Here is a 9,024-nt window from a genome sequence, read left to right on the forward strand (position 1 = left end):
GCGCGGGCGCGGTTCGGTTCCGCCTGCTCGCCCGGTTGCGGGCGTTGACCCGGCTGTTGCCGGCCGGCCTGGCCAGGCTGCTGACCCGCGTCGGCGACGGACGGCGCCATGCCGACCGACATCAGGGTCGCGGCCAGAACGGGCGCCAGAGAGAGGTTGAGGACGCGACGCATCGATAATCTTCCAGATCAAGGGGTGCGGCGACAGCCCGACGCCTGCGGCACGCTCGCCGCTGATAGCGGCTAAACGGAGGCGCGGCAAACCCGCGCGCGCGGAAACCATGGTGGCGGCAGACGGCGCGAAAGACTAGGTTCCAGCCATGAGCGTCCACGCCCCCATCCGGCCCGCCCAAAGGCGCGCCCTGACCGTGCGTCTCGCCACGCCGCGGGGCTTCTGCGCCGGCGTGGACCGCGCCATCCAGATCGTCGAACGGGCCCTCGAGAAGTTCGGCGCCCCCGTCTACGTGCGCCACGAGATCGTGCATAATCGGCATGTCGTGGAGCGCCTCAGGTCGCTGGGGGCGGTGTTCGTCAAGGAACTGGACGAGTGCCCGGACGACCGGCCGGTGGTGTTCTCGGCCCATGGCGTGCCCAAGACGGTGCCGGCCACCGCCCGGGCGCGCGAGATGCTGTTCCTCGACGCGACCTGCCCGCTTGTCTCGAAAGTGCACGTGGAGGCCGAGCGGCATCACGCCGCCGGTCGCCACATCATCCTGATCGGCCACGCCGGTCACCCCGAGGTGGTGGGCACCATGGGGCAGCTGCCGGCCGGTGCGATCAGTCTCGTCGAAACGGTGGAGGACGCCGAAGCGTTTCAGCGGCCGGGCGCCGCGCCGCTAGCCTACGCCACCCAGACCACCCTGTCGGTGGACGACACCAGCGAAATCCTCGGCGTACTCAAGCGACGGTTCCCCGAACTGCCGGACCCGCACAAGGAAGACATCTGCTACGCCACCACCAACCGCCAGGAAGCAGTCAAGCGCCTGGGCGCGGGGTGCGATCTGGTGCTTGTGGTGGGCTCGGCCAATTCATCCAACTCGGTCCGGCTGGTAGAGGTCGCGCTACGGGCCGGAGCCGCCGACGCGCGGCTGGTGGACGACGCCGATCAGGTGAACTGGTCGTGGCTGGACGGCGTGAACGTCCTCGGCATCACCGCCGGCGCCTCGGCGCCCGAGCCGCTGATCGAGGCGCTGATCGAGGCCGTACGCATGCGGTTCGACGCGACGGTCGTCGAGGACGACGGCGAGCGCGAGACCGTCGCGTTCAAGCTGCCGCGGGTTCTCACGGCCTGATGGGGGGTCAGATCGCGCAAGCGGAGCCTTTAACCGTCGGATCGCGTTAGGTTGTTCCACAGTGGAGCTTCCATGCGCCGTCGCCACACCCTTTCCGCCGTCGTTTCGATACTGGCGCTGACCGCCGCCTGCACCCGCGAGGACGAAGCGCCGCGTCCACCCGTCGAGCCCACGGAGGGCCCCGTCGTGGCTGCCGGCGCGCCCGTCACCTACGCCTGCGAGCAGGGCGGCGCCGTGACGGTGGCCTATCCCGACGCCGCGACGGCGCAGGTGACTCATGACGGCCAGACCTACGCCATGCGTCAGGAGGGCGCCGCCTCGGGCGCGCTGTTCGTCGGCGCAGGCATGACCTGGCGCACGGTGGTCGCGGAGGGCATGGAGACTTCGACCCTCAGCCGCAGGGCCCCGAACGGGGGTGTGGAGGTGGCCGTCGTCGCGCGCTGCAGCCGCCCCGCGCCGCCCCTGGTGACGGCGCCCCCGCTCACGAGCGCGCCTCCCGTTGAGGGCGGGGTCCTGCCGGCCGCCGCCCCCTGTCGAGCGGCGCAGCTGACCCTCGTGTCGCACAGCGGTGACGCCGGCGCGGGAAACCGGATGGCGGTGCTGGCGATGCAGAACACCGGCGCGCAGCCGTGCAGCCTGAGCGGTTATCCGGGCGTCGTGCTGAGGGACCGGCAGGGCCGCGATCTGACGGCGATCCGGGCCGAGCCGACCCCGCGCGGCGTGGCCGAGGGCGCGCAGCCGGCCCCGGTCAACCTGCCGGCGCAGGGTCGCGCCTTCTTCGACATCGCCTGGACGGTCGTGCCGGATGAGACCAAGGGCCAACGCGCCTGCCCGGCGGTCACGGGCCTGAGGGTGACGGCTCCGGGCGACCCCGCGGCCTTGCCGCTGAACCTGACGCTCAGCCCCTGCGGCGGACGGGTCCGCGTCAGTCCGTTCCGTGCGACTCCTGAGCCTGCACCCGTGCTGAACGAAGCGTCCGCGGCGTCGGCGGGGGTTCAAACCGCGAGGAAAACGGCGTAGCGGAGCGCGCATGACCGCCAGCTCCTCCTTCTATGACCGCGTGCGCGCGGACCTCGCCGATATCGATGCCCAGGGCCTGACCAAGCCGGAACGGGTGATCGCCAGCCGTCAGGGGCCGGTGATCCGGGTCGGCGGCCGCGATGTGTTGAACTTCTGCGCCAACAACTACCTCGGCCTCGCCGGCGACGAGCGGGTGACGCAGGCCGGCATCCGGGCGCAGGAGCAGTGGGGCGCGGGCACCGCCTCGGTGCGCTTCATCTGCGGCACGCTGGAGATCCACAAGGAGCTGGAGCGGTCGATCGCCGACTATCTCGGCTTCGAAGACTCGATCCTCTTCGCAGCCGCCTTCGACGCCAACGGCGGCATCTTCGAGCCCTTGTTCGGGGAAGAGGACGCCATCGTCTCCGACAGCCTGAATCACGCCTCGATCATCGACGGCGTACGGCTGTGCAAGGCCAAGCGCTATCGTTTCGCCACCTCCGACATGGACGATCTGGAGGCGAAGCTGAGGGAGGCGCGCGCCGCCGGGCCGCGGAACATCGTCATAGCCACCGACGGCGCCTTCTCGATGGACGGCTACATCGCGAAGCTGAACGAGATCCGCGTTCTGGCCGACCGCTACGACGCCCTGATCATGGTCGACGACTGTCACGCCACCGGCTTCCTCGGACCACAGGGGCGGGGCTCCTACGCGCACCATGGCGTCGAGGTCGACTTCGTCACCGGCACGTTCGGCAAGGCGCTGGGCGGGGCCATGGGCGGTTTCATCTGCGCCCGGTCCGAGGTCGTGAGCCTGCTTAAGCAGCGGGCGCGGCCGTACCTGTTCTCCAACGCCCTGGCCCCCGCCGTCTGCGGCTCCAGCCTCGAGGCGATCCGCATCGCCGGCGGGGAAGAGGGGGATGCGCTGCGCACGCAGCTGTTCGCCAATGCGGCCCGTTATCGCGCCGCCATGAGCGAGGCCGGGTTCACGCTTCAGCCGGGCGAGCACCCGATCATCCCGGTCATGCTGGGCGACGCCAAACTGGCGCAGGACATGGCCGCCCGCCTGCTGGAGCTCGGCGTCTATGTGATTGGCTTCAGCTTCCCGGTCGTGCCGCGCGGTCAGGCCCGCATCCGCACCCAGATGTCGGCCGCCCACACCTTTGAACAGATCGATCGGACCGTCGCCGCGTTCACGACCGCGGGCCGCGAATTAGGAGTTATCTGATGACCGACACCATGAAGGCCCTGGCCAAGACCAAGCCGGGCGTCGGCCTCGAGCTGATCGACGCGCCAATCCCTGTCGCAGGTCCGGAAGACGTGCTCATCCGCGTCAAGCGCACCGCCGTGTGCGGCACCGATATCCACATCTGGAACTGGGACGAATGGTCCCAGAAGAACGTCCCCGTGCCGATGATCACCGGCCACGAGTTTTCCGGCGAGATCGTCGCCATCGGCGGCGACGTCGATCGCCGCCTGAAGGTCGGACAGCGCGTCTCGGCCGAAGGCCACGTCATCGACCTGAACTCGGAAGCCGCGCGCGCTGGGCATTTCCACCTCGACCCGGCCACCAAGGGCATCGGCGTCAACCGTCAGGGCGCGTTCGCGGAATACGTCGTCGCCCCCGCCTTCAACGTGATCGAGCTGCCGGACGACGTGCCCTATGAGATCGGCTCCATCCTCGACCCGTTCGGCAACGCCGTGCACACGGCGCAGCAGTTCGACCTGCTGGGCGAGGACGTGCTGGTCACCGGCGCGGGCCCCATCGGCATGATGGCGGCCGCCGTCGCGCGCCATGCCGGCGCCCGGACGGTCGTCCTGACCGACATCAACGACTTCCGGCTGGAGCTGGCGCAGAAGGTCGCGCCAGGCGTCCGCACGGTGAACACGACGAAGGAAGACCTGAAGGACGTGATGCACGAGCTCGGCCTCAAGGTCGGCTTCGACGTGGCGCTGGAGATGTCGGGCTCGCCGATCGCCTTCAAACAGTGCGTCGACACCCTGATCATGGGCGGCGGCATGGCGATGCTGGGCATTCCGTCGAAGCCGATGGAGACGGACTGGGGCGCCATCATCCTCAAGGCCCTGACCATCAAGGGCGTCTACGGCAGAGAGATGTTCACCACCTGGCGCAAGATGCTGGGCCTGCTGAAGGCCGGTCTCGACCTGACCCCGCTGATCACCCACCAGATGAGCTACGAGCGCTTCGAGGAGGGCTTTGAGGCTATGCGCTCGGGCCAGTCGGGCAAGGTGGTCCTGAACTGGGACAAGGCGGCCTAGGGGCCCACGCCATGGCCGAGGCCGACGGCGTGGCGGCCTTTCTCGAAGGCGACGGCCGCGATGCTCGCGGGCGCACGGTGTTCGACGTCCTCTCGATGAACGACGCCGATCTGGAGCGGACGCACGACTTCATCCAGTGGCTGTTCCCGCTGCCCGAGCCCTCCATGGCCGTGCCTGAGGCGCCGGTGCTGACGGAGGCCGAGGCCGAGGCGATCCGAACCTCGACCATGGCGCAGTGCGCGCTCGCGGCCGCGACGGACCGGATGGCCGCCTTCTACGCCTTGACCACGCACTGGCTCGCGCCGCACGACCACAACCACATGCGGATCACCCGCATCATCCGCTCGCTGCGGCTGCTGTCCGGCGAGGAACAGGCGGACGCGTTCAAGTCCATGATCATGGCGCGGGTCGAGGCGACGCGGGCGCCGGTGAACGCGCGAAGCCTCGGCTACTGGGCGACGGCCTGAGGTCTCAGGCCGCGGCGGCGCTCCGCCCGCCGGTGGCGCGGAAGACGATGACCGCGAACGCGAACATGCCCAGCACGACCATCGTCGGCCCGAGGATCATCAGGACCGGGACGACCGACATCAGGCTGGGGATGGCCAGAAGCTGGATCGTCAGGCCGACCATCATGACCGGCAGGCCGATGACGGCGAGCGCCAGATGGGCCTTCGGGAGCCAGCCGACGGCCGCGTCCGGGAAGATGCGATAGAACAGGCCGTACAGGAACATGGACACCCAGCCGAGCAGGTTGATGTGCGCATGCACCGGCGAGACGATGAAGTTGTGCGACGCGCCCATCCAGTAGCCGAGCGAAACCCCCAGCACGACGAACAGGACGCTCAGGCGCAGAAAACTCGCTGAAATAGACATACGGGCCCCTCCGACAATCGCGGTTCGCAAACCGCCGTTCTTCTCGAATCCGTAAATACCGCGTCTTCAGCGCAATGTCTTGATCAGCGCCTTCTCGAAGCTGGCGGCGTCCGGCCGAGGCAGGGCCGTGAGGGCGCCGCTCTCGAACATTTCGAACACCCTCGGGTGGACGTAGGACGACCGGCATACCGTGGGCGTGTTGCCGAGCACCCCCGACACCGCCTTGACGCAGACCGTGATCCTGCGCTTCGCCTCGGTCGGAGAGGCAGGCGTCGGCATGTCGCGCAGCGCGCGGGCGGCGGAGACCGTGCCGGCCCAGGTGCGGAAATCCTTGGCCGAGAACTGATCGCCCATGGCCTCGCGAATGTAGGCGTTCACGTCGTCCGAGCTGATGGCGCACAAGGCGCCGTCGGCGTCGCGATATTTGAACAGTTGCTGACCCGGCAGCTCACGCAGCGCGCGCACGACGGTCGCCAGCCGTCGGTCCCGCACGCGGACCTCGTGCTCGACCCCGCTTTTTCCCCTGAAGGCGAAGGTCAGGGCGGTCGCGCCGACCTCGAGGTGGCGCTTGTTGAGCGTGGTCAGGCCGTAGGAGCGGTTCTGCTTGGCGTACTGGGCGTTGCCGACCCGGATCAGGGTCATCTCCAGCAGCCGCACGGCGGTGGCCAGCACCTTGTCCCGGGTAATCCCGCGGATCGCCATGTCCCGCTCCACCCGCTTGCGCAGCTTGGGCAGCGCCTTGGCGAAGGCGGGCAGGCGCTCGAACTTGGTCTCCGACGCGTGGGTGCTCCAGCCGTCGTGATACCGGTACTGCTTGCGCCCTTTGACGTCCCGGCCGGTGGCCTGGATGTGACCGGTGGATTCCGGCGATATCCACACGTCGGTCCATGCCGGCGGGATGGCCAGCGTGCGGATGCGGTCCAGAACCTGCGGGTCGCTGACCCGCTTTCCGTCGAGGTCGAAATATTCGAAGCCCTGTTCGGTCGCGATCCGCTTCAGGCCCGGCTGGGCGTCGCTGCTGAAGGTCAGGCCATTGGGAATGTCCGCACGCTCCACAGCGTCGGCGGCTGGCGCGCCCATCAGCGGTTGGGCCTTTTCGGGAAGACGAGGGCGGACATGGCGACCTTCAGCCGTGGGCGGAGCGGACCGGCAACGTGACGCGAACGGCTCGGGTTCCGCTTGACCCCGGCCGCCGGGCGGAGGAGGGCAGGGCATGAACTATCGCCACAGCTTCCACGCCGGGAACTTCGCCGATCTGGTGAAGCACGCCCTCCTCCTCTGGCTGCTGGAGCGGACGCAGGCGAACGGCCCCGCGACCGTTATCGACACCCATGCGGGGGCGGGGCTTTACGACCTGACCGGTGACGCCGCGCGGTCGAAGGAGGCGGAGGCGGGGATCGCCCGGCTGATGGCGTCGGCTGACCGGCCGCCCTTGATCGAGGCGCTGGCGACGGAGGTAGCCGCGCTCAATCCCGACGGCGGCGGACGGTTCTATCCCGGCTCGCCGCTTCTGCTCGCGCGGCGGCTGCGGGCGGACGACCGCTACATCGGCTTCGAACTGAACCCCCCGGTGCTGACCCTGCTCTCAGAAGCCCTGGGGTCGTTCCCGGAGGCGATGGCGGAAGGCGGGGACGGCTATGATCAGGCGGTCGAATGGGCTGGCAGGGCCACGGGGCCGCTGGTGCTGATCGATCCGCCGTTCGAGCAGCCTGACGACTACCTGCGCGCCGCGGATGCGGGCGCGGCCATCGTTCGCGCGGACGCCCGCGCCACGGTCGCGATCTGGACGCCGCTGAAGGACATGGAGACGTTCGACGGCTTCTTGCGGCGGCTCGCGGCGGCTGGGGCCGGGCGAGTGCTGGTCGCCGAGGCGCGCCTCAGGCCCCTGAACAATCCGATGAAGATGAACGGCTGCGCCATGGTGGTGCTGAACCCGCCGATGGGGACGGAGGACGCCGCGCGCGAAATCTGCGGATGGGTCGTTGAGGCGCTGGGCGAGGCCGGCGGCCGGGCGGAGATCTGGGCGCCCTAGACGGCTCTACGGCCACTTCACCACGGGCGGCATCGAGCTGAGGATCGAGTCGACGTTGCCGCCGGTCTTGAGACCGAACATGGTGCCGCGGTCGTAGAGCAGGTTGAATTCGACGTAGCGGCCGCGGCGGATCAGCTGCTCCTCGCGCTCTTCCGCCGTCCAGGGCTCAACCATCCGCCGCCGAACAATGGCGCTGTAGACCTCAAGGAAGGCCGCGCCCACGTCCCGGGTGAAGGCGAAGTCGCGGGCGAAGTCGCCGCTGTCGTGGTGGTCGTAGAAGATGCCGCCCGTGCCGCGCGGCTCGTTGCGGTGGGGCAGCCAGAAATACTCGTCGCACCACGCTTTGAACTTCGGATACCAGTCCGGGGCGTACGCGTCGCACGCAGCCTGCAGAGCGGCGTGGAAGTCGACCGTGTCCGGCGCGTCGGGGCGGCGGTCGACGTCCAGCACCGGGGTCAGGTCGGCGCCGCCGCCGAACCAGCTCTGCGTCGTGGCGATGAAGCGGGTGTTCATGTGCACCGCCGGCACGCGCGGGCTGACCGGATGGCAGATCAGGCTGATCCCGGTGGCGAAGAACCGCGGGTCCTCGGCCGCGCCGGGAACGCTCTTGGCGTAATCGGCCGGGAAGGTCCCGTGCACCGTCGAGACGTGGACGCCGACCTTCTCGAACAGCCGCCCGTGCATCATGCCCATCACGCCGCCGCCGCCTTCGGGCCGCTCCCACGGCGTGCGGACGAAGCGGCCGGGGTCGCCGGGGAAGATGTCGGCCGGGGCCGCATCCTCCAGCGCCTCGAGCCCGGCATGGATGCGGTCGCGTAGCGCCTCGAACCAGGCGCGGGTCTCGGCCTTGCGGGTCTCCAGCGCGGACATGTCGGTGCTCATCCGCCTCCTCTAGCCCTTCAGGACGTTGACGCAACACCCGGGTCTGCCACTGTCGCCGCGCTGCAAATCGGGGAGCCGCCATGATCCGCACCGCCCTTCTGTCCGCCGTCGTCCTTGCCTTCGCTGCCGGGCCGGTCCTCGCGCAGGCGCCCGGCTCCGGCGAGGCGCGCGTGCTTCAGCTGCTCCGGCGCACGCCGCTGATCGACGGGCACAACGACCTGCCGTGGGCGCTGCGCCAGAGGCACGGGAACGATCCGCACGCCGTCGACCTGACGACCAATCTCGACGCTTCGACGGAACTGCACACAGACATCCCTCGCCTCCGGGCCGGCGGGGTCGGCGGGCAGTTCTGGTCCGTCTATGTGCCCGCCAGCCTGACGTCGGTCGAGGCGGCCAAGGCGACCTTCGAGCAGATCGACACCGTCAAGCGGCTGGTCGCGGCCCATCCCGACGTGTTCGAGCTGGCCACCACCGCCGACGACATCGAGCGCATCCACCGGCGCGGCAAGATCGCCTCGCTGATCGGCATGGAGGGCGGCTATTCGATCGACGATTCGCTGGGCCTGCTGCGCGAGTTCCACGATGCGGGCGCGCGCTACATGACCCTGACCCACTCGACCACCACCACCTGGGCCGACAGCGCCACGGACGCGCCGAAGTGGGGCGG

At 69.4% G+C, this 9,024-nt stretch carries 10 protein-coding genes; 7 read left to right on the forward strand and 3 right to left on the reverse strand.

All coding sequences use genetic code 11. The features are described 5' to 3' along the window. Positions 1-319: 319 nt before the first annotated feature. The 5 genes from ispH to VGB60_RS08820 all read left to right on the forward strand — a co-directional run bounded on the left by ispH (position 320) and on the right by VGB60_RS08820 (position 5,037). Positions 320-1,291, forward strand: coding sequence for a 4-hydroxy-3-methylbut-2-enyl diphosphate reductase (gene ispH, locus VGB60_RS08800; protein ID WP_331037892.1), 972 nt, complete (start codon positions 320-322; stop codon positions 1,289-1,291). Between the two features lie 72 nt (positions 1,292-1,363). Continuing rightward, positions 1,364-2,311, forward strand: coding sequence for a DUF4232 domain-containing protein (locus VGB60_RS08805; protein ID WP_331037893.1), 948 nt, complete (start codon positions 1,364-1,366; stop codon positions 2,309-2,311). 10 nt (positions 2,312-2,321) lie between these two features. Then, positions 2,322-3,518, forward strand: a complete 1,197-nt coding sequence (locus tag VGB60_RS08810; protein ID WP_331037894.1) for a glycine C-acetyltransferase — start codon at positions 2,322-2,324, stop codon at positions 3,516-3,518. An 11-nt stretch (positions 3,519-3,529) separates the two neighbouring features. Next, positions 3,530-4,570 carry an L-threonine 3-dehydrogenase gene (gene tdh, locus VGB60_RS08815; RefSeq protein WP_349256607.1) on the forward strand — a complete coding sequence of 347 codons (1,041 nt, stop codon included), beginning with the start codon at positions 3,530-3,532 and terminating at the stop codon, positions 4,568-4,570. 11 nt (positions 4,571-4,581) lie between these two features. Further along, complete coding sequence (locus VGB60_RS08820; protein WP_331037896.1) at positions 4,582-5,037, forward strand: opioid growth factor receptor-related protein; 456 nt, start codon at positions 4,582-4,584, stop codon at positions 5,035-5,037. Positions 5,038-5,041: 4 nt separating this feature from the next. Here the strand turns inward: VGB60_RS08820 and VGB60_RS08825 are convergent, their stop codons facing one another. Together VGB60_RS08825 and VGB60_RS08830 are read right to left on the reverse strand one after the other, a co-directional pair. After that, complete coding sequence (locus tag VGB60_RS08825; RefSeq protein ID WP_331037897.1) at positions 5,042-5,443, reverse strand: hypothetical protein; 402 nt, start codon at positions 5,441-5,443, stop codon at positions 5,042-5,044. Between the two features lie 66 nt (positions 5,444-5,509). Beyond that, on the reverse strand, positions 5,510-6,523 hold the full coding sequence (locus VGB60_RS08830) for a DNA topoisomerase IB (protein WP_331037898.1): 1,014 nt from the start codon (positions 6,521-6,523) through the stop codon (positions 5,510-5,512). 133 nt (positions 6,524-6,656) lie between these two features. Between VGB60_RS08830 and rlmJ the strand changes: the two genes are divergently transcribed. Next, positions 6,657-7,475, forward strand: a complete 819-nt coding sequence (rlmJ, locus tag VGB60_RS08835; RefSeq protein ID WP_331037899.1) for a 23S rRNA (adenine(2030)-N(6))-methyltransferase RlmJ — start codon at positions 6,657-6,659, stop codon at positions 7,473-7,475. Between the two features lie 6 nt (positions 7,476-7,481). Here the strand turns inward: rlmJ and hemF are convergent, their stop codons facing one another. After that, positions 7,482-8,357, reverse strand: coding sequence for an oxygen-dependent coproporphyrinogen oxidase (gene hemF / locus VGB60_RS08840; RefSeq protein ID WP_331037900.1), 876 nt, complete (start codon positions 8,355-8,357; stop codon positions 7,482-7,484). 80 nt (positions 8,358-8,437) lie between these two features. Between hemF and VGB60_RS08845 the strand changes: the two genes are divergently transcribed. Further along, on the forward strand, positions 8,438-9,024 hold a 587-nt coding region (locus tag VGB60_RS08845; RefSeq protein WP_331037901.1), incomplete at its 3' end, for a membrane dipeptidase.

This window comes from Brevundimonas sp. (genome assembly GCF_036399195.1).
In the GTDB taxonomy this organism is placed as follows: domain Bacteria; phylum Pseudomonadota; class Alphaproteobacteria; order Caulobacterales; family Caulobacteraceae; genus Brevundimonas.

What these genes read in the sequence shown, in the direction of transcription:
- ispH (WP_331037892.1), top strand. Translation starts at nt 320, where the DNA reads ATGAGCGTCCACGCCCCCATCCGGCCCGCCCAAAGGCGCGCCCTGACC.
- VGB60_RS08805 (WP_331037893.1), top strand. Translation starts at nt 1,364, where the DNA reads ATGCGCCGTCGCCACACCCTTTCCGCCGTCGTTTCGATACTGGCGCTG.
- VGB60_RS08810 (WP_331037894.1), top strand. Translation starts at nt 2,322, where the DNA reads ATGACCGCCAGCTCCTCCTTCTATGACCGCGTGCGCGCGGACCTCGCC.
- tdh (WP_349256607.1), top strand. Translation starts at nt 3,530, where the DNA reads ATGAAGGCCCTGGCCAAGACCAAGCCGGGCGTCGGCCTCGAGCTGATC.
- VGB60_RS08820 (WP_331037896.1), top strand. Translation starts at nt 4,582, where the DNA reads ATGGCCGAGGCCGACGGCGTGGCGGCCTTTCTCGAAGGCGACGGCCGC.
- VGB60_RS08825 (WP_331037897.1), bottom strand. Translation starts at nt 5,443, where the DNA reads ATGTCTATTTCAGCGAGTTTTCTGCGCCTGAGCGTCCTGTTCGTCGTG.
- VGB60_RS08830 (WP_331037898.1), bottom strand. Translation starts at nt 6,523, where the DNA reads ATGGGCGCGCCAGCCGCCGACGCTGTGGAGCGTGCGGACATTCCCAAT.
- rlmJ (WP_331037899.1), top strand. Translation starts at nt 6,657, where the DNA reads ATGAACTATCGCCACAGCTTCCACGCCGGGAACTTCGCCGATCTGGTG.
- hemF (WP_331037900.1), bottom strand. Translation starts at nt 8,357, where the DNA reads ATGAGCACCGACATGTCCGCGCTGGAGACCCGCAAGGCCGAGACCCGC.